Source organism: Brucella thiophenivorans (assembly GCF_002252445.1).
GTDB classification, from domain to species: Bacteria; Pseudomonadota; Alphaproteobacteria; order Rhizobiales; family Rhizobiaceae; genus Brucella; species Brucella thiophenivorans.
Map to the genome: position 1 here is coordinate 1 of NZ_NNRJ01000055.1, position 20287 is coordinate 20287.

Here is a 20287-nt window from a genome sequence, read left to right on the forward strand (position 1 = left end):
TGAGCCATGTCTGCACTCTCGTTAAAGTAACAGTGCTCGATAAAGCTCAAACGAAATTGTCTCTGACCTGTCTGCCATTTGGAGAACCTCAATTGATCAGGCGTGTGGTCTTGCTGGAGAGGCCGGGACAGATCGGACGACTGTCCGGGGCGTTGGCGCAGGCCATAATCGGGGCAACCAAATGATCTTTACTTACATACCTGTTGCTACGAAAAGATTGGCAGTTTCTCAGTCCATCGGTTCTTTGGCCGCCTGACAGATATTCGCCGTTGTGCTAATGAATATCTGGATCACAAATAATGAGAGATATTCTGGTAGGAGATGTAACCGAGGTAGACCTCCCGTCGATCGTTGAGATTTACAATCATGCGATTGATAACACGACAACCATTCTTGTTGAGACCCGCGTTAATCTTGAAGATCGCTTTAAGTGGTAGGAGAGCAGATTGCACAAGGTTTTCCAGTCATCGTCGCCGTCGCTCACAACAAAGTCGTCGGCTATGCAAGCGACGGTAATTGGCGGTTGCTCGAAAGATTCAGGCATACCGTGGAACACTCTGTCGATGTTCAGCATGAGAAACGTTCCAATGGAATTGGGAACCTATTGATGAAAGAGCTGGTGGCTCGCGCACGTGACAATGACATTCATATCATGGTCGCTTGCATTGAAGCGACGAACAGTGGATCACTCCGGCTTCACCAGAAACTGGGATTTAGAACGGCAGGTGCTTTCCGAGAAGTGGCGAGAAAGTTTGAATGCTGGCTCGATCTTACCTGTATGGAACTCAAGCTGTGATAGAATGTTTTGAAGAGTACAGCCGGCGTTTCAGATACCCGCGCCGCTAGTCTCACTGAAATAGGTCAAGCAGCAGTCTTGGAAATTGTTGGTAGCGTGGGGTAGTAATATGGTAAAAATGAACAAGCTACACCAGCACTGTTTCTAACCGTTCTACGATTTCGCGCCCAATAGGGATAGAAGACGTTGCAGCAGGTGAGGGGGCATTGCATACATGTAACTGGCGTTCCGTTTGCATGAATAGGAAATCTTGCAGTAGCGTTCCATCCTCCATAACGGCCTGAGCGCGGATGCCTGCGCCGGGTTTGGTCATGTCTGCCATGGTGAGGCTAGGGCAATATTTTTGGCACATTTCCAGATAACGCTTTCGAGAGATTGAATTGCTGAATTCGTCCAATCCAGTGCGCCAATGTGCTCGTGCTAAGCGCCAAAAGCCGCCAAATCCGGCCATGTCAAGCATATCCTTGGCGTTGAAGCTCAGCTTTGGATAGCCTTCTCTGTGAAAACCAAGCACTGCATTCGGCCCGACCGTTATGCGTCCGTCGATCATCCGCGTTAAGTGTATTCCGAGAAACTGCAGCGCTGGATCAGGAACCGGGTAAATCAAACGCTTTACGATCGCCGAACGCGATTGTGGCAGAGTATAATATTCGCCGCGGAAAGGCAGGATGTGGTGCCTGGGCTTCAAACCGCCGATACGCGCAATGCGGTCCGATTGCAGCCCAGCACAGGCGATCATTCTTTCTGCACGAACGTTATGACCGTTATCCAAACCAATTGTAACGCCGGAGCCGTCTTCGTGAATGCTGACGACCCTGCCACCGGTTAGTAGTTCTGCATTCTTGTCACGGAGGAGCTGTGCCATGGCGGTACAGATCTCACGATAATCCACTATACCGGTTGATGGGACCAATATTGCACCACTGCCGGAAATATTGGGCTCCAATAGCTTTAATTGGGCGGGAGACACTTCTTCGACCTTGATGCCGTTCTCGCGCGAGCGCTTGATGAGCGCATGCATCCGTTCCAATTCGATAGTGTTGGTCGAAACGATTAGTTTGCCGCATGTCTCGAAACGAATATCGCGTTCGATGCAAAAGTCTTTGGTCGCACGTTCGCCCTCTCTGCACAGGCGGGCTTTTAGAGAACCAGGGGCATAATAGACCCCCGCGTGTATCACTCCGCTATTATGTCCGGTCTGATGTTGCGCGAAACCGCCTTCTTTTTCGATCAGGACTATTTTGGCTGCTTTGTCGCGCCGCATGATTTCCATCGCTGTGGCAAGGCCGACAATCCCTCCGCCAATGATGCAGTGCGAATAGATCATGAAACCTCCCAATGGTCTGATCAAAGTACGGAAACCCGGCGGCAATCGTGAGATCACCGTCCGATTTGAGATTATGAGCCTTTTAGGTTGGCGATTTCCGGGAAATAGACATCTTTCCAATTGTCGGTGGTGCGTTTGACCAGTCCGACCTTGTTCATATGCTTGAGGAACGTCAGGGTATTCTGTGGTGCTGCATCCCAGATCATGTCAGGTTTCTGGATGATCGACAGAGCCTCTTCATGCGTGAAATTTTTCACGTCCATCTCTATCCAAACATCAGCTGCATAGTTGGGATCGGCTTTTATTATTTCTTGAGCCTCTTTCAACGCTGCGATAAAGGAGGGCAGCAGTTTCGGATTGTCCTGAGCAAAGCGATCAGTTGCCCATGCGATCGCAACCGGATAGGGGCCACCGACAATATCCCAGCTGTTTGCAACAGCATGCACGCGCTTGTCACGTAGTGCGATATCCTGAAACGGCGATTGGGAGAAATGGCTGTTTATATCATGGCCGCCCAGCATCGCAGCGAGCGCATCGGGATGGCCCATGGATACGGTGAACGAATCGATGTCCATCGCTTTATCTTCACCCATTTCCTTGGCGGCCAGCATTTGCAGCATAACAGCTTGGTTGGACACCTTCACCGCTGGCAGCGCGATCTTGTCAGAAGTACTAAAATCCTTGATCGATTTAATATTGGGATTGGTCGTCAGCAAGAATTGCGGATGCGATGAAATTGACGCAATCCCCTTCACCTTAAGGTTGTCTTCGGTTCGCGACCATATCGTCAAAAGCGGTGGAATTCCACCTGATGCTATATCCAGACTGCCCGACAACAGTGCTTCGTTCATGGCCGACCCGCCCGTGAAGCGCAGCCATTGAGTAGCTATATCCACACCAGAATCCTTGGCATGCTTCTCAAAAAGTTTCTCTTTCTCCATAATCATTAGTGGCAAATAGGCCACGCCGGGTTGCTTGGCGATGCGAACCAACTTACCTTCCGCCAAAGCAGGCGTTTGTAAAGCAAACACGGCAAGGCAAACGGTGATAAAAGAACGTACAAATCTCGTCATTAGTTACCCTTTCAGAAGCGAATGCGTTTCCACCAAACTGAATTGTAATAAGAATGGCCAACCTTTGGATGGCATGAAGGCTCAGAGCGCAACTCGAAGAGTGTGAAACGGCTTTCTGATAAGATGCGCATTAAAACAGATGATTAGAGCGCCGATCTGGTTTCATCAGATCGGCGCTCTAATCGCCAACATCCTAGCTTCCGTTTGCGTCTTTGACTGTGTCGAAGAATAGATCGCGCCAATTATCTGTATCCCGCGTTATCAGACCAACCCGTGCCATGTAGTTTACGTATGGCAGCAGACGCTCTGGGGTTGTTGTCCACTTGGTCTGCGGATCCTTGATGAGGGCAACAACCTCTTCCTGTGTCAGGTTCGTGTTTTCGGCTTTCATCCAGATTTGTGCGGCTTTTTCCGGGTTTGTCGTGATGAAAGAAATGCTCTCTTCCAGTGCAGCCATCAACGCTTCGACAAGTTTGGGGTTATTCTCGATGAAGTCGTTCTTGGCCCATATCGCTGTGAATGTGTGCGACCCTCCTAACACATCATAGCTGTCCAGAACCTTGTGGGCACCTGCCGTCTTGGCTTCAAGATTCTGGAACGGCGGCGAACCGAAATGCGAGTTTATTTCAGATTGGCCACCCATCAGAGCAAGCTGCGCGTCAGGATGTCCCATCGACACCGTGAAGGTATCTAAGTCTGCATGTTTGCCCTCTCCAAGATATTTCTCAGCACCCATCTGCAGGGTAATGGCTTGGATTGAGGTTTTTACCGCGGGTAAGGCAATTTTGTCTCCGCTTGAGAAATCAGCAAGCGATTGAATGTTTGGATTTGTTGTCATCAGATGCAATGGCATTGACGCGAGAGCCGAGATACCACGAATTTTGATGTTGTTTTGCGTCCTCGCCCAGATTGTCAGCATGGGCGTTGTGCCGCCAGCAGCTATGTCGAGGTTGCCTGATAGCAATGCTTCATTCATGCCGGATCCGCCGGTAAAGCGCAGCCATTCTGTGGTTACCTCCACTCCGGCTTCTTTGGCGTGTTTTTCCAGCAGGCCTTGGGCATGAACAAGCGTCAATGGCATGTAGCCGATGCCGAACTGGCGGGCCAGCCGGACGTTCACGGTTTCGGCAACCGACGTCACTACGGTACAAATTGATATGACAGAGGCAAGTGCGACCGATAAACTAAATTTTTTCATGTAGTTTCTCCCTGAGACCATGGCTATTTGGCTAATAGGTCCATCCCGCAGGCATGGACCGTGGTTTCAGTGCTGCACGCCCCAGCGGTGGATTGTGTAGCGTTCGATGGTGCGGAAAATCAGGTTGTCGACAACCAGACCGATAACAATGACAGTCAGCAAACCGGCAAATACCTTTGGAATGTCGAGTAGATTTTTGTTCTCAAAAATGAACCAACCAAGACCGCCTGAACCGGAGCTGACACCGAAAACCAACTCAGCCGCGATCAGCGTCCGCCAGGCAAAGGCCCATCCAATTTTAAGACCGGTGAGAATGCTCGGAAACGCCGCCGGGATCAGTATTTTGCAAATAAAACCTATGCCTGTCAGGCCATAATTGCGACCAACCATCTTTAGTGTCTTGCTGACGCTCAGGAAGCCTGAATGCGTATTCAGAGCAATCGCCCATGTAACTGAATGGACCAGCACGAATATAAGGCTGCCATTGCCCAGTCCGAACCAGATTAGTGCAAGCGGCAGAAGTGCGATTGCTGGCAGCGGGTTGAACATCGATGTCATTGTTTCGAGAAAGTCGGTGCCGATACGCGACGCCATGGCAAGTGCCGTCAAGGACGCTGCTAGCACAATTCCGATCGCATAGCCCATCAGAAGTACCTTGATTGACACCCAGGCTGCGGCTGGCAGCGTACCGTTCATAACAGCGCTAATGAATGCGCCGACGGTTGCAGTAAAGGTAGGAAACAATAGATCGTTATTGAGGAAACGGCCGTAGACTTCCCATATGCAGGCTAGCACGACCAGAATAAACAGCTTACGTAACCAAGGCTCACGATAGAGCATCTCGAAAGTGGAAAGCGGTTGTTCGATGATAGTAAGATCTCCGCCTTTTACCTCTTCATGATAAATCTCCGGGCGGTCGGTTGTGGCTCCGGGACGCAGGGGCACAATTCGCGCGATTTTCTCAAGCATGTTCCGCATCCTCAGGTTCATGTGCGAAAAGCATCTGGTGGATGTGGCGCTCTAATTCGGCGGCCTCGCGTGGATCGGTCGTGCTGTTCAACTCGGCCTTGACCCTACCTGGATGCGGCGATAGCAGAAGGATGCGGTTACCAATCTTGATTGCCTCAGCGATGGAGTGGGTGACGAACAGTACGGTGAATCGAGTTTCTTCCCACAGCCTCAGCAGTTCATCCTGCATCTTTCGCCGGGTCAGCGCATCGAGCGCTGCGAAGGGTTCATCCATCAAAAGGATATCCGGCTCCATCGCCATGCCACGGGCAATGGCTACGCGCTGTTTCATGCCGCCGGAAAGCATGTGTGGATGGCTGTCGGCAAATTTTGCAAGGCCAACTTTTTCCACATAATGCATTGCCTTTTCTTCGGCTTGCCGCTTTGACATGTGTTTGGCATTTTGCAACGCAAAAGAGACGTTCTGCTTGACCGTCTTCCAAGGCAGAAGCTGGTCAAACTCCTGAAAAACCATCATCCGGTCCGGTCCAGGGTGAGTTATTTTGCGTGAGTTAAGTGTCATTTCACCTTCGGTGGGCTTGATATATCCACCAACGGCCTTTTGAAGTGTGGATTTTCCGCAGCCCGACGGCCCCAGAAGAATAAAGCGATCCCCCTGGTAAACATCGAAGCTGACACGATAGGTTGCCGTTATAAGATGATGTGGCGTCTTGTATTGCAACGTGACGCCACGAACGGCAAGCAGCGGATCTTTGTGCTGCATGTCTCCTCCCTGTGGTTTTTCTGACGTGCAACTGCTAAGGGCAGGTTGCCGTGATTTTGTTTGCCCTCCTAGATGAAGAGCCTCGATCCGATCCTGCTTCCTCCTTGCAGAAATCGTCCGATGAAGATCATTCCTAGATCAAACTCCTCTTTGATCCATGTTGATCGCCTCCTTATTTAAGAACTGTATTTGAAAATTTTGCTACTACGAACAGATTAATTCTTATTGTTATCGAAAGAATTTCTTACAGTATTGTATGCCAACCGGGCTATCATAGTTCAATTTCGTTGATGTGTTTCAGAGCATTAAGCCAAATTGGGGCAGGGGGCTTCAATGACTTTTTCGATAGGTACTGCGCTTGAAAGTGCAATGAAAGATAATTGCTCGAAGATTGGTTAGGTACTTAAGATCGATTTCATTGCGTTATTTTCAGCGCTCAGCTGATAGAGTGCATTGTGGAGGAGGCTTTCTGCCTGATCGTCAAATAGTCGTCTTGTAGACGCAGTTCGTGGCTGTACGTCTGCGTGTTCTGCAAAAAAATGTTAGATGATGCGTCATAAGCTGAATTTCCCGCAGACCAGAATGCAGAACCACCTCAAATTTTGTAAGATTTTCTATCCTCAAATGCAGCGATTATTGATAGTTTAACTTACAAAATTATTTAGAATTAGTTCCTTTCTGTTAGACAATCTCGCATATACGATAGAGATCACGAGATAAGACAACAGGTGCGCTGTGAACGAAAACATTAAGACAATGAAGGTTTTGGTCTGGCGCGGATCGGGCGATCAGGGTGAATACCAAACTTTCTCGGTACCAGCGCAAGACAATCAGACCGTTCTGGATGTGGTCAGTTGGATCCAACAGACTGTCGATCCCTCACTGACCTACCGTTATGCCTGTCGCGTCGGTATGTGCGGTTCTTGCGCGATGATGGTGAATGGCCAGCCGCGCTGGACCTGCAGGACCCATGTCAAACGTGTGCTGACCGACGGGAGCTTGCAAATTGGACCGCTACGGAATCTGCCAGTAATCAAAGATTTGGCCGCAGACATGGACCCGTTTTTCGATAAGTGGATTAAGGCAGGAGGCGTTCACAAGCCTAGCCGTAGCAGGGCTGAGCCGATCCAGGAAGTCAGCCCGGAAGAACCTGGTCGTGTTGTGGCGAACAAGTCCATCGAATGTATCAACTGCTCGGTCTGCTATTCCGCTTGCGACACCGTTTCTAACAATCCTGATTACCTTGGGCCAGCGGCGCTGCAACGGGCGTGGACACTTTATAATGACGTCAAGATCGAGGATAGGCAGGTCGTTCTGGACACTGTCTCGGGTTCCGGCGGCTGCCTGAACTGCCATTCGCAGGGAAGCTGCACGAACTTTTGCCCAAATGGACTCGATCCGCTTGGCGCGATTGCTGGTCTTAAACGTGCGACTGCGCGGTCTTTCCTAAAAGGGAGAGGATAATGCTCAATCTTCACTACTACATGGCCCAAAGGCTGAGCGCGATGGTGATGGGACCGCTGGTGCTGGGTCATCTAGCCGTCATGATCTATGCTATTCAGGGTGGGTTGAGCAGCGACGAAATTCTTGCGCGTACACAGGGCAGTATTGCTTGGTTTCTATTTTACGGCGCATTTGTCATTGCGGTTTCTATCCATGCAGCCATAGGTTTGCGGGTGATAATCCATGAAACCCTTGGGCTTCGTGGACGGATGTTGGAGTTGTTTACCTGGAGCGTAGGCATTGTTCTTCTCTTTATGGGAGCGCGCGCCGTCATGGCCGTGACGATGCTATGATTGTCAAGCCGCACCGTAATCACCCGCTTTGGCTGGCCTATATGTTGCATCGCATATCCGGACTTGCACTGGCTCTGTTCCTGCCTGCGCATTTCTATGTACTATCCCTGGCGCTGACCCAGCCCGAACGTTTGGATCGCTTTCTCAGCTTTGCTGACAATCCGTTGGTGAAGTTTGCCGAGTTTGGGCTGGTTTTTCTTTTGGCCGTTCACTTCTTTGGTGGCTTGCGATTGTTGGCACTTGAATTCCTGCCGTGGTCACAGCGCCAGAAAAGTCTGGCTGCAGGCGCTATCGCAGGTGCTTTCCTGATTTCTGGTACATTCCTTTTGCGCGCGGTGTAACCATGCCTTTGAAATTTGACATTGAACGACACGACACAGACATCCTGATCCTCGGCTCTGGAGGAGCAGGGCTGTTTGCGGCACTACATGCCCAACAAAGCGCGCCTGCCGGTACGTGCATCACTTTGGCGGTCAAGGGATTGATCGGTAAATGCGGGTGCACGCGTATGGTTCAGGGTGGTTATAACGTAGCGCTTGGCGGCGGCGATACTGTCGAGAGACATTTCATGGACACGATCAATGGCGGTAAGTGGTTGCCCAATCAGGATATGGCGTGGCGACTTTGCGAACAGGCCGTGGTCCGCATTCGCGAACTGGAAAATGAGGTTGGCTGTTTCTTTGATCGTAATCCTGATGGAACACTGCATCAAAAGGCCTTTGCAGGTCAGACTGCTGACCGGACGGTTCATAAAGGCGACCTGACCGGGATAGAGATAATCAGCCGTCTGATGGAACAGGTTTTGGCTCGTCCCATACACAAATTACAGGAACATCGCGCCATCGGGCTTATACCAACTGCAGATGGTTCCGCTTTGGCAGGGGTACTTTTTATCGATATGCGCACCGGACGATTCCGGTTTGTGCGGGCAAAATGCGTGATGATGGGCACTGGCGGTGGCCCAACCATGTATAAGTATCATACGCCTTCAGGTGACAAGACCATGGATGGGCTGGCGATGGCCCTGCGCATCGGCCTGCCGCTGCGCGATATGGAGATGGTGCAATTCCATCCCACCGGGCTTTTGGCGGGAGACCACACCCGCATGACCGGCACAGTATTAGAAGAGGGACTGCGTGGAGCGGGAGGGCAACTTCTGAACGCGCGAGGTGATCGCTTCATGTTCGACTATGACACGCGTGGCGAACGTGCCACCCGCGACGTGGTAAGTCGCGGCATCTATGCCGAGATGCGTAAGAACAACGATCCTTCGCAGGTCGGCATGTTCATTTCAATGGCTCACCTTGGACCGGATAATGTGCGCAAGAAATTTGCGGGCATGGTGAAGCGTTGTGCCGATTCCGGCTTTGATCTGGCAGGTGGTAAGGTCGAAGTTGTACCGACCGCGCACTATTTCATGGGCGGTGTCGTCGTTGATCCCGATACGCGCACTGAAATGCAGGGGCTTTACGTTGCGGGTGAGGATGCCGGAGGTGCTCACGGGTCAAACCGTCTCGGCGGCAATGGTGTTGCCAACTCGACCGTTTTTGGTGGGGTTGCGGGCGATGTGATGGGACAGGACATCCGTAAAATGGGAGCTTTGCGCGACCCGGATGAGAATGTGTTAGCCGCAGAGATCGAACGCGCTTGTCGCCCATTCTCAAAATCCGCAGCACCGGTCCAGCCTCTACGCCATAAGCTTCAGGAGGCGATGTGGGAAGATGTTGGCGTCATGCGAACCGGACGTGGCTTGCAGCGCGGACAAAAGCGGGTCGCGGAGATACGGGACGAGTTGATGCACACTGGGGTCGACCCCGCAAATCTGGCATTTAATTTGACCTGGCACGATTGGCTGAACATGGTGTCGTTGCTGGAAGTGTCAGAAGTAATCGCGATGGCGGGCGAGTTGCGTGAGAACTCACGCGGGGCACATTTCCGCGAGGATTTCCCGGAAGCCGGTGAGCTTGAAAGCTCGTACTTCACACTTGCACAAAAGAAGGGCGGTACGTTGAGCCTAACTCGCGAACAGGTTCAATTCACCATTGTCCGACCGGGCGAAACGGTTCTGCCTGCGAACGAACCCGAAACCCTGGTTGCAACGCAATAGGAGTACGGGGGAGTGCGGCTTCATCTGCACTTTATCCCGGTACAGGAGGATGCTGACGTGATACCGATTAAACTGATCCAGTCCACTGCGGAGGAATTGATGGCCACGGCCGCCATCGAAATACCCGAGGACTATCTGGAAGGACTGAAAAACGCGTCAAGGACCGAAGACGGTGATTTGTCTGGCTTTGTCCTGCAAGCGATGCTGGACAACTATGAGGCTGCCAAGCAGGACCGTCGCGCTATGTGCGGCGATACGGGCACCCCGCGCTGGTATGTCAAGATGGGCAATGATACTCGCATTGAGGGCGGGCCAGTTGCGCTGGAGCAGGCGCTACGTTGCGCTACTTCAAATGCAACGAGTGCGGTACCCTTGCGTCCAAACCGGGTACATCCGCTGTGGCGCACTGACCATAACAACAATGTGGGTATTGGCGCGCCTGAGATCGAATATGGCTATGAGCCGGGTGGTGAATGGATTGACCTGATTACCGTCCATAAGGGCGGGCTGTTCGGGACCGATTACCGTATGCTGTTCCCCTCCGACGGTATTCAGGGGATCAAGCGGTTCTACCTGGATAGCCTTGTTGCATTCGGTAAACGCGGTCTCGCCTGTCAGCCTGCCATCATCGGTATTGGCCTTGGTGGCTGTAAGGATACCTGCATGGTTTTGGGCAAGCGCGCCGCTTGCTTGCGTACCGTCGGCGATCGCAATAGCGATCCGCGCATCGCCGCACTTGAGGAAGAGTTCAAGGAACTCGGCAATTCAATCGGCATGGGCGCGATGGGCTTTGTCGGCAAGAACATGGTCATCGATACGCATATTGAGGTGGGTTACTGCCACACCGGTGGGATGCAGATGTCTGTACATGCTTTTTGCCTGTCATCGCGTCGCGCTGTCGCTCGTATTTATCCCGATGGGCGTGTGGAATACCGCACGGACCCCGATTGGTTCACCCCCTACCAGCGCCGCGAAACCGTAGGCTGGGATGTGGTAATGGAGGCAGCCGAATGAAGCCGCGCGAAGTCATCCTCAGCACGACCCCGACCGATGCCGAAATTGCCGAACTTCGGCTCGGAGACATCGTGTATCTTAACGGCCTGATGTACACCGCCCGCGAGGGTGTCTACATTCGAGCATTGGAAGGGCACGCCAACATTCCGATGGAACTGCCGTCACAAAGTGCCACGAATTTCCATTGCTCACCTGCTGCCACGATCCGCGCTGATGGCAGTTTCGACATGGGTGCAGTCACTGCAACAGCAAGTTTTCGCTTCGCGAAATGGCTGCCCGAATGGATCGCGAAAACAGGGGCCAAGCTGATCATCGGCAAGGGCGGGATGTCGTCCAAGGATTATAAAGAATATTTCGTCCCGAATGGTGCCGTCTATCTTTCCACCGTGGGTTACGGCACTGGCGCTCTCTTGGGGCGCGGCGTGGAAAATGTCGAGGCTGTGCACTGGAACGAGGAACTAGGGCTTGCTCAGGCAATGTGGGTGATCCGCTGTAAAAAAATGGGGCCTTTCCTTGTGGCGTCAGACCTTGAGGGCAATTGTCTGTTCGAGCGTGAGAACGCTAAGATTGCCGAGAATCTGGAGCGTGTCTACGAAGGCACGAAGCCTGCTGTTCTCAAGCGTTTTGGTGAAACCGATGATCGTCGGGACGAGTTGATTGGATGAAACAGGTCGCCATTTCCAACTCGGAAGACGCGCATCTGTCAAATTGATGACCTTCACCATTCTAGCCGCGCAGAGATTATTTACGGTGTGGGCTGACCATGATTGCGGCATCATTTGCGGACCGACAATTCTGCTCGCCGTTTGAACCATCCCTGACTTATGGAGGAAGATCGATATGTTTATCGACATGCGAACCTATACCCTGAAGAATGGCAATGTTTCCAAATTTTTGAAGCTTTATGAAGAAGAAGGGCTGGCCGTGCAGACCCGGATTCTTGGTAACATGGTAGGGTACTATTTTACCGATATTGGTCCGCTTAATCAGATAGTCCATATGTGGGGCTATGACAGTATGGATAACCGCTGGGAGCGTCGCAAGATGCTGCAGGCATCCGAAGAATGGCAAGCGTATGCGGTCCAGATGCGGCCACTTGTCGATCACATAGAAAACAAGATTTTGATCCCGGCACCGTTTTTTAGCGTAAAATGACAGATTAGGTGGGCTGTTAGCTAAGCTGATGCCTATGCTTTCAATGCGTCCTGATGGCGATGTTCCGTGATGGCGGAGCATCGCCATCAATTGCTTGTTATATCACTTCTCTTATTGTCAGGAGAATGCCGGACGCGAACATTATTCCGATTAGCAATCGGCGAAATTGTGTGTCGTCTAACCGGTGAAATAACATGATGCCAAGCTGCGAACCGATCAATGTCGCGGGTAGCGCCAGAGCAGTCAATATCAGAGTGGGACGGTCATAGACGCCCTGAAACGCAAAAATGACGACTGCTGTTCCGAGAATTGTAACATTATAGGGTTGTAATACGGCTCGTGTTTCGTTTTTAGGCCAGGGGCGCATCGCGCACCACATCGTCGGTAATGCACCGGACAAAGATGCCGCCCCGCCCAATACGCCACCTATAAATCCGATACTGGAATCGATCACTGGTGTAGGGCGCTCAAAGCGCGGCAGCGCACGGCGCAGTGTAAAAAAGCCGCCATAGACTATCATGAAACCCGCAATCGTCAGTTTCAGAAACGGCACACTGATCATTCCGAGCAATGAGATACCCAGCGGCAGTCCAATTAGTCCTGGCACCAGAAATCGTGCCAACCTTCCCGGACGATCACGAATTTCGCGTCGCGTTATCCAAAGTCCTTGTAAGCCGCTTGCAACCGACATTATCACGACAATTCCAACCGCCTGATGCGGTTGCATAACTTGGAGCCAAAAACCTAACGCCAGTAGTGCTGTGCCAAAACCTGCGAGTCCGTTGAGAAAGCCGCCGGCCAGCGCACCAACCAGTAGCACGAAAAGAAATTCCAACGTCATGTTGATTTAGCCCTTTCCAGATGGTTGGATTTAGATCGGTTGAGGAAGTGTAATTTGCCTACGGGCGAACGTTTTCTAAAATAGAGTACGGTTTCTTGTGATTTTGAAGAGTGAGGAAGCTCGACCCATTAATTTTGCGGCCTTGTCATGTGATTCCGGTAATCGTCTCCGATGAAAATGTGCCTACAGCAACCGCCCGCTCCATTGCGTCCAGAATCTCACGGATGACGCGACTTTTGGTGCTGTCCTTGCGCTGGACCAGACCGAGATGGCGCATGGGGCCACCTTCTGGAGATAGTGATATCCGACGAAGCACTGGTGGATTGGCGATCTTGACGCAGGGTTCAGGTACAATAGACACGCCAAGATCTGCGACGACCATACTGTAGATCGCTTCTAATCCCGCAAGCTCCATACTGTCGCTTACCGGGACGTTGTTGGCCTGTAACCACTTTTCGATGATCGAGCCGACCACTGCGTCGCGCGAAAAACGGATAAAAGGGTGATTACGAAGGATCGTGATTGGATCACCGCCCTCAACCTTTTCCGAACAGATCAGCACCATTTCTTCGACAGCAACTGGATACCAGACAAGGCCGCGTGGCAGCATCTCGGGGCGCGCAACCAAAGCGCCATCGAGGGCATTGCGTTCGACCTGATGAATCAGTGGAATTGACAGTCCCGGAAACAAACCGACATGCAAATTCGGGCATTTCGCTTTCAACATCGCCGTCGCAAATGGCACAAGTGCCGTTAGTGAAGTCGGTACTGCGCCCAGACTGAACTGGCCTTTCAACCCATCATCGCCAAGTACCGAAGGCACGATGTCGTCATAAGCACGCACGACCTCACGTGCTTTGGCAACCAATGCCCGACCGATTGGCGTTAACTCGGGGGTTCTGGTCGAGCGGTCAAAGATTGCAACCTGCCATTCTTCTTCTAATGCACGCATTTGTTGGCTAACTGCGGCGTGTGTGACGAAGACAACTTCCGCAGCGGCGCTGAAAGTGCCGTTATCTGCGACCGCAATAAGCGTTTTTAGCATTCTTATCGACATGTTCGCTTCCTTGGGCACTTTAATAAAAAATTTCTTACACTTTATGCAAACATATTTTATTTGATTTAGCAACGCTTTCAAATCACAGCTTTAACTGTGGTAGAAAATGACGTGCTGTCAGCCGGGGTAATTATTGAAGAGGTTTTCGAACAGTCGCGCAAACTGCGAAATAATTTCGACTTCGCTGGCAGTTGGTGCAATTTTTATGATGTACCTCGATACTGAATATCGTTGCGTGGGCGGCTTTTCAGCGTGAGCGTCGGACAAACAGAATAAGGGATAAAAATCATGCGTGGCGCAGAACTTCTGGTACAAATGCTGAAACGAGCGGGTGTTACACGCATCTTCTCACTGTCCGGCAATCAGATCATGCCCATTTATGATGCCTGCGTGGGTCAGGGGATCGAAATTATTCATACACGCCATGAAGGTGCAGCCGTCTTCATGGCCGAAGCTCATGCGCAATTGACGGGAGAAGTCGGCGTGGCACTAGTGACTGCCGGGGGTGGCCTTGCCAATGCAGTCGGGCCTTTGTTTTCGGTGCGTGAATCTGAAACGCCGGTTCTGTTGCTCAGTGGAGATTCTCCTGTCGGGCAGGATGGACGTGGGGCGTTTCAGGAAATGGATCAAACCGCAATAACCGCGCCGCTTTGTAAGTTATCGATCCGTCCACAATGTGCTGCTGACCTTGGTCACGAGGTAGCGCGTGCTTTCCGTATCGCACGCTCTGGTCGTCCTGGTCCCGTACATATCGCGCTGCCTTTTGATGTGATTGAGGCGGATACGCCCTCGACTCAGCTCCCGGTGCCTTTGGCTTTTGCCCGAGTTCCGCAGCAAATGGGTGAGGGAGATGCTCGGCTGATTGTACAGGCAATAGCTTCGGCTCGTAAGCCTGTTGTTTTGGTTGGTCCCGCGTTAAACCGAAGCCGTACAGGAGATCTGCTGGATCGATTGGCTGACGCGCTGGGTACGGCGGTCTTGCCAATGGAAAGCCCACGAGGCCTTAAAGATCCTTCACTGGGAGCAGTAGCCGATATGCTGGCACAGGCGGATTTGATCGTCGATTTGGGCAAACGGGTTGATTTCACCACCGCGTTTGGCACCACGCCTGCTTTTGCAGCAAGCACGGGATGGATTCTTGTTGATGCTGAGGAAAGGGAACAGGACCGCGCGCACCGTAATCTTGGTGTAAGGCTGAAATTGGCGATCACCGCAAATCCTTTGGATGCCGCAATGCGTCTGATCGATATTGGTGGCCAGTTGGTCGGGAAAAAACCTGAGGATTGGCGCGTTTCAGTCAAGTCCATGCTCGATGCGCGTAGTTTCTCGATTACAACGGCGGATACGGATGGCCGGATCACATCGGCACAGCTTTGCGCTGCAGTGGCGCGGCATATACGTGCAGCCCCTGCCTCTATCGGTATCTGTGACGGTGGTGAATTCGGCCAGTGGGCGCAGGCGCTGTTGCCGACTGAGCGGCGGATCATCAATGGTGTTTCGGGCGTTATCGGCGGTGGTGTTTGCTACGGAATGGCGGCTGCTCTGGCCCAGCCAGGTGCTGTCATCTTTTCGCTTATGGGAGACGGTTCGTGCGGGTTCCATTTCGCCGAGATAGAAACGGCTGTCCGTCATGGTGCTGCTTACGTCATCGTGATCGGTAATGATATGCGCTGGAATGCCGAACATCAGATTCAAATACGCGAATACGGTCCTGATCGATTGATCGGCTGCCAGCTAAGTAATGCTCGATATGATTTGGCCTGCGAGGCATTTGGTGGCCATGGCGAATACGTTACTCGCCATGAGGAACTTGATGCTGCACTGGAACGAGCACTGAAAAGTGGAAAAGTCGCTTGTGTGAACGTCATGATCGACGGCGCGCCGGCCCCTGCCGGCCCAGCGCATTGAATCTCCAGTCGCGCGAGCTATCCGCGCTAACCTCCATCGCCGTGATTGAACTTGTTCCGCCAAAGAGGTTTCCTTTCATCTCAAGAAAATCACTTCAAATTTCTAGAACAAGTCCTGTCATCGTCCTGTACTATGTTAGTTTACTCAAACTGCGAGTAGTAAATTTATCCCGAACTGTTCTGTCCAAGATGAATACGTCTGCGCTGATGGCTCGATCTTGCATGTGTTTCGGCGGCATTGCCATTTGTGGACAGCCCCTGAATTGCAAGTGTTTTCTTTGTGTCTTTGATCTTTATTGCTAGCGGTCATTTGTCCGGCCTTTTTGCGCGGTACCAATGTCCGCTGGCCCTGATGAAGTCCGCGAGCCAGATCCCTATCAAGTTGCCGAGCTATAACGCTCTGGCAATACTACGGGGTGTTCCGGTTGCGGCGGCAAAGATCATCATCACAGAGATTGCCCTTGCAACTTGTGCGGCGCGTTTGTGGTGCGCCAGAAAATCTCAGGCTGCGTTGTAAGCCTCCTTCTTCGACATCACTGCCCAGACGATCCGGGCGGTCTTGTTTGCCAACGCCACGCTGACTAACCGGGATGGCTTACGCTCCAGCAAGTGGCGTAGCCATTGTCCGGTTCGCGTTTGCGCGCGGATGGCATGTCGCAGAACTGCAGTTGCGCCGACAACAAGGAGCTTTCGTAGATAGCTGTCGCCCATCTTCGTGATGCGCCCCAGCCTGTCCTTGCCGCCGGAGGAATTCTGCCTTGGAACCAGACCAAGCCAAGCCGCAAACTGGCGAGCAGATCGAAACTGTGAAGGATCAGCAATGGTGGCCGCCAAGGCGGTCGCCGTGAGCGGGCCTATGCCGGGAATCGTGGCCAGTTTCTGGCTGACAGCGCTTTCGCGGTGCCAGGCCTGTATCTCGCAATCGAGCCGGGCTATCTCACTTTCCAGCCCCTCGACCTGACGGACGAGGCACAGTAAAGCTGACTTGGCCAAACCGGAAAGTTCGCAATCGCCGTTCTTCAACTCCGAAAGGAGGAAACATAGTTTGTGCGGGCCACGGGCGGCAACGATACCTAATTCCGCCAGATGGGCACGCAGCGCGTTGATCAGCATGGTGCGCTGCCGCACCAGAATATCCCGGGCGCGATGCAGCATCAGAACTGCCTGCTGATGGGCGCTTTTGATCGCAACGAAATGCATGTTCGGCCGCGTTACTGCCTCACAAATCGCCGCGGCATCCGCCATGTCATTCTTTTGCCGCTTCACATATGGTTTGACATAAGCTGGTGGGATCAAGCGCACCTCATGCCCCATCGCCGCGATCTCGCGCGCCCAATAATGGCTGCTTGCACAGGCTTCCATGCCAATCAGGCAGGGGGCGAGATTCGACAGCACGTCCAGCAACGCGCCGCGGCGGACTTTCCTTCTGAGAACGACCTTGCCGCTTTCATCAATTCCATGAAGTTGAAAGACGGACTTGGCTAAATCGACCCCGAGTGTTGTAATCTGCATGTGGATGGCTCCCTTTATATGTTGGGTTCAACAACACCAACATGGCACATTGTGATGCCGGCTGGTGAGGCTGTCCACATGGGGTAATCGTGGGATCGAGTCGCCCTAAAGCCAATCCAATTATTGGAAGGCAGCTGTTCTCCGATATGATGGAAATGCAGGCTCACGATTGAACACCGGGCCCAAGCAGCTGAGGGGAGAACAGCCATGAAAGATTATATAGGTCTTGACGTTTCGCAGAAAGAGACAGCAATTTCTATTCGGCGCGAAGGCAAACGAATATGGCGCGGGAAGTGCTTATCTGATCCTAAAACCATTGCTGAAATTGTTCGCAAACATGCGCCATTCGTGGAACGAGTGGTTTTCGAAACCGGCCCGTTGTCCGTATGGTTTTATCATGCTTTAAAAGAAGAGGGGCTGCCTGCAATTTGCATCGATGCTCGTCATGCGAAGGCAGCGCTGTGTTAAATTCAGCCTGAATTTGACCCAGTTTTGTGTTTGATGCTGATCAGAGCCAGCACACGAATCCTTTTGAATTCCTTGGCTATTTCCGCCTTCGTATGGGTGAACCCGAAATGGAAACCTGGCTCAAAATCAGGCGAAACTCAACAGATATACGTCTGGATCGCAACTGAAATAAGTGGGATAAAACGTCATGCTTAGATGAAAGGAACGGGACAATGTATCGAGCAGCACTGATTGATCTGCAGGCCGTCATCGCTGTGGTGCGCCGAGGCTCTTTCCGAGCGGCCGCGATTGATCTGGGTCTGTCCAGCACGGCGTTTAGTCATACGATTGCCAAGCTAGAGGCCGGCTTGGGCGTGCGCCTCTTTAACCGTACCACGCGTAGCGTATCCCTGACTGACGCGGGCCGCACTTTTGTCCAGCAGATTGCGCCTGCGCTGCAGGACATCGGCGACGCGATGGAAGCGGTGCGGGCTCAACGGCAGACACCATCCGGCGTGTTGCGCATTAATGCAGCGATCACGGCTGCCCGGGAAATCCTCTCACCATTGCTGCTGGAGTTTCTTGCCCGCTATCCGGACATGGAAATCGACTTGGTGACCGAAGGACGATTGGTCGACATTGTGGCGGATGGGTTCGATCTAGGTGTCCGGACCGCCAATTTAGTACCCAGCGATATGATCGCTGTTTCGTTGGGATGGCCGCAGCGCTATGCGGTGGTGGGATCGCCCGCCTATTTTGCAACGCGCCCAATTCCACAGGCCCCAGCAGATCTGTATGCCCATCATTGCGCGCGGGTGCGCCTACCCAACGGCGCGCTATTTCGCTGGCAGTTTGAAAAGCAGGGCGAAAGCGTGCAGGTCGATGTGCGCGGGCCGATCACGCTGGATGAAGGCACACTGTCTCGTCAGGTCGCGCTGAGCGGATTGGGACTAATCTATATCCATGAATATTCTGTCTTGCCCGACATTGATGCGGGGCGATTGATCCGCGTGCTGGAGGACTGGACGCTGCCCCTTCCGGGACTTTGCATCTACTACCCCGGGCGCCGCAATCTCTCCGCTGGTATGCGCGCTTTCATCGCTTTGGTGCGAGAGCTGGCAGCGATGCCATCACTCCATGAAGACAATAAAAGGGCCGGATAGGCCTAAACCATGCCGGATCGCGTCAATTGGTAGATCCGAGCCGCGAAATGGTGAGTTGATGATGTTACCCAAGCAGTCAGGGAATGTCGGCTGTCTGCAATCTTTCATCTAAAGCCGCCAGTACGATTTACTACCCTATTTCGGGCACGAGAAAATTGTGCCCTTACCGCTTCAAGCCTCATCTCGGTCGTCGGACTTTAACGAGCATAGATTCTTGACTGGTACACAAGCACAAATATGCTCAAGAAAGTGTCAGTCGGCCCTTTGATTGCTAGTCAATAATATAAAGCAGCACTGTCCCGTTAGCTCATCCGGAATAGATCCTGAATTGCAGCGTCGCCGCCGGAAAAAATCATAGCCAATCTTGCAAAGTGCGACCTCCAGAGATCGCTGTCTTATCAAGGATGGATCAAATTAATTTGCAGTTTTGACCCTGTGGCTTCTGCGTATCGACGTAATGTAGAGATGGACGGAGAAACCTTACCGCCTTCAAGCCGCGCAATGGCTGATTGGGTCGTGCCGATACGTTTTGCTACATCAGCTTGCGACATCTTTGCGTCGGCTCTTGCCTTCACAAGAGCTTCGACAAGAGCAAACTCTGCATCCGCCTTTTCATATTCCTTCTGGAATTCCGGATCGTTCATAAGGCGCTTTTTTAGGACTGCTATCCTGGTCATGACTTTACCTGTTTCATTCGCTGCTTCGCTAAATCTAAGGCGCTCTTAGGTGTTTTCTGCGATTTCTTGACAAAAACATGAAGAATGACAACGCGGCGTCCGGTAACAGTAACGTACAGACCCCGCGCAATTCCTTCCATTGCTTTAGCACGAAGCTCCCAGAGCTTTCCCTCTAAATGCTTGACATGAGGCTCATGCAATTGTTCTAAACCAACGCTCTCAACCATCTCCATTAAACGGACGAGACGGGCCTGCAATCCAGCAGGAAGCCCCTCGATTTCAGCATCCACAGTGTCGTCAAGCGTTTCAACTATCCATCGCATATTTGCTATATAGCGCAAAAGAGATAATAGCACAAGTTGGAATCAAGTGCATGCGCCCTGAGCTACATCCATTTACCAGGTTTCTAATCAGCCTGAGTGTAAGCGTTCGCTGCGTTGCACATCTTTCTTAGAGCCTGAATCATAATGAATGTAACGATATCA

Annotated in this window: 19 protein-coding genes and 3 pseudogenes; 12 read left to right on the forward strand and 10 right to left on the reverse strand. The window is 52.1% G+C overall.

The window, feature by feature from the left end; genetic code table 11:
- Positions 1–185 (forward strand): annotated as a pseudogene (locus CEV31_RS21250) (hypothetical protein); the annotation flags it as partial.
- A 114-nt stretch (positions 186–299) separates the two neighbouring features.
- A pseudogene (locus tag CEV31_RS17790) lies at positions 300–796 on the forward strand (N-acetyltransferase family protein).
- A gap of 127 nt (positions 797–923) precedes the next feature.
- Here the strand turns inward: CEV31_RS17790 and lhgO are convergent.
- From lhgO to CEV31_RS17815, 5 genes are all read right to left on the reverse strand, one after another.
- Complete coding sequence (gene lhgO, locus CEV31_RS17795) at positions 924–2123, reverse strand: L-2-hydroxyglutarate oxidase (protein ID WP_094509084.1); 1200 nt, start codon at positions 2121–2123, stop codon at positions 924–926.
- Between the two features lie 71 nt (positions 2124–2194).
- The gene (locus CEV31_RS17800) at positions 2195–3115 is read right to left on the reverse strand and encodes an ABC transporter substrate-binding protein (RefSeq protein ID WP_235818152.1); all 921 of its coding nucleotides are present in this window, start codon (positions 3113–3115) and stop codon (positions 2195–2197) included.
- Positions 3116–3389: 274 nt separating this feature from the next.
- A complete protein-coding gene (locus CEV31_RS17805; RefSeq protein ID WP_094509087.1) occupies positions 3390–4394 on the reverse strand; it encodes an ABC transporter substrate-binding protein in 1005 nt (334 codons plus the stop codon).
- A gap of 66 nt (positions 4395–4460) precedes the next feature.
- Positions 4461–5363, reverse strand: a complete 903-nt coding sequence (locus CEV31_RS17810; RefSeq protein WP_169717391.1) for an ABC transporter permease — start codon at positions 5361–5363, stop codon at positions 4461–4463.
- A complete protein-coding gene (locus CEV31_RS17815) occupies positions 5356–6126 on the reverse strand; it encodes an ABC transporter ATP-binding protein (protein ID WP_094509091.1) in 771 nt (256 codons plus the stop codon). Before CEV31_RS17815 ends, CEV31_RS17810 begins: the two co-directional genes overlap by 8 nt.
- A 735-nt stretch (positions 6127–6861) precedes the next feature.
- Here CEV31_RS17815 and CEV31_RS17820 point away from each other — a divergent pair.
- From CEV31_RS17820 to CEV31_RS17850, 7 genes are all read left to right on the forward strand, one after another.
- Positions 6862–7590: a succinate dehydrogenase/fumarate reductase iron-sulfur subunit gene (locus CEV31_RS17820; protein ID WP_169717392.1), complete on the forward strand. Its 729-nt coding sequence runs from the start codon at positions 6862–6864 to the stop codon at positions 7588–7590.
- A complete protein-coding gene (locus CEV31_RS17825) occupies positions 7590–7922 on the forward strand; it encodes a succinate dehydrogenase (RefSeq protein WP_094509095.1) in 333 nt (110 codons plus the stop codon). Before CEV31_RS17820 ends, CEV31_RS17825 begins: the two co-directional genes overlap by 1 nt.
- Positions 7919–8263, forward strand: coding sequence for a succinate dehydrogenase, cytochrome b556 subunit (sdhC, locus tag CEV31_RS17830; protein ID WP_094509098.1), 345 nt, complete (start codon positions 7919–7921; stop codon positions 8261–8263). The genes CEV31_RS17825 and sdhC overlap by 4 nt, the downstream gene beginning before the upstream one ends.
- A gap of 2 nt (positions 8264–8265) precedes the next feature.
- Entirely contained in the window at positions 8266–10029 is a 1764-nt protein-coding gene (locus tag CEV31_RS17835) for an L-aspartate oxidase (protein WP_169717393.1), read from the forward strand.
- A gap of 57 nt (positions 10030–10086) precedes the next feature.
- Positions 10087–11043, forward strand: coding sequence for a fumarate hydratase (locus tag CEV31_RS17840; RefSeq protein WP_094509100.1), 957 nt, complete (start codon positions 10087–10089; stop codon positions 11041–11043).
- Positions 11040–11708, forward strand: coding sequence for a fumarate hydratase C-terminal domain-containing protein (locus CEV31_RS17845; protein WP_094509101.1), 669 nt, complete (start codon positions 11040–11042; stop codon positions 11706–11708). Before CEV31_RS17840 ends, CEV31_RS17845 begins: the two co-directional genes overlap by 4 nt.
- Positions 11709–11883: 175 nt before the next feature.
- A complete protein-coding gene (locus CEV31_RS17850) occupies positions 11884–12198 on the forward strand; it encodes an NIPSNAP family protein (RefSeq protein ID WP_094509103.1) in 315 nt (104 codons plus the stop codon).
- A 97-nt stretch (positions 12199–12295) separates the two neighbouring features.
- Here the strand turns inward: CEV31_RS17850 and CEV31_RS17855 are convergent, their stop codons facing one another.
- Together CEV31_RS17855 and CEV31_RS17860 are read right to left on the reverse strand one after the other, a co-directional pair.
- On the reverse strand, positions 12296–13039 hold the full coding sequence (locus tag CEV31_RS17855) for a sulfite exporter TauE/SafE family protein (RefSeq protein WP_094509105.1): 744 nt from the start codon (positions 13037–13039) through the stop codon (positions 12296–12298).
- A 145-nt stretch (positions 13040–13184) separates the two neighbouring features.
- Positions 13185–14096, reverse strand: a complete 912-nt coding sequence (locus tag CEV31_RS17860; RefSeq protein ID WP_094509107.1) for a LysR family transcriptional regulator — start codon at positions 14094–14096, stop codon at positions 13185–13187.
- Between the two features lie 288 nt (positions 14097–14384).
- Here CEV31_RS17860 and CEV31_RS17865 point away from each other — a divergent pair, with 288 nt between their 5' ends.
- Positions 14385–16004, forward strand: coding sequence for a thiamine pyrophosphate-binding protein (locus tag CEV31_RS17865; RefSeq protein ID WP_094509110.1), 1620 nt, complete (start codon positions 14385–14387; stop codon positions 16002–16004).
- Between the two features lie 500 nt (positions 16005–16504).
- Here the strand turns inward: CEV31_RS17865 and CEV31_RS17870 are convergent, their stop codons facing one another.
- Complete coding sequence (locus CEV31_RS17870; protein WP_094509112.1) at positions 16505–17515, reverse strand: IS110 family RNA-guided transposase; 1011 nt, start codon at positions 17513–17515, stop codon at positions 16505–16507.
- Between the two features lie 207 nt (positions 17516–17722).
- On the opposite strand from CEV31_RS17870, the pseudogene CEV31_RS17875 reads away from it, so the two are divergent.
- Positions 17723–17977, forward strand: a pseudogene (locus tag CEV31_RS17875) (IS110 family transposase); the annotation flags it as partial.
- 218 nt (positions 17978–18195) lie between these two features.
- Entirely contained in the window at positions 18196–19125 is a 930-nt protein-coding gene (locus CEV31_RS17880) for a LysR family transcriptional regulator (protein WP_094509114.1), read from the forward strand.
- Positions 19126–19523: 398 nt separating this feature from the next.
- Here the strand turns inward: CEV31_RS17880 and CEV31_RS17885 are convergent, their stop codons facing one another.
- On the reverse strand, positions 19524–19802 hold the full coding sequence (locus CEV31_RS17885; protein WP_094509116.1) for a helix-turn-helix domain-containing protein: 279 nt from the start codon (positions 19800–19802) through the stop codon (positions 19524–19526).
- The gene (locus CEV31_RS17890; RefSeq protein ID WP_328587694.1) at positions 19799–20092 is read right to left on the reverse strand and encodes a type II toxin-antitoxin system RelE/ParE family toxin; all 294 of its coding nucleotides are present in this window, start codon (positions 20090–20092) and stop codon (positions 19799–19801) included. Before CEV31_RS17890 ends, CEV31_RS17885 begins: the two co-directional genes overlap by 4 nt.
- Positions 20093–20287 lie beyond the last annotated feature (195 nt).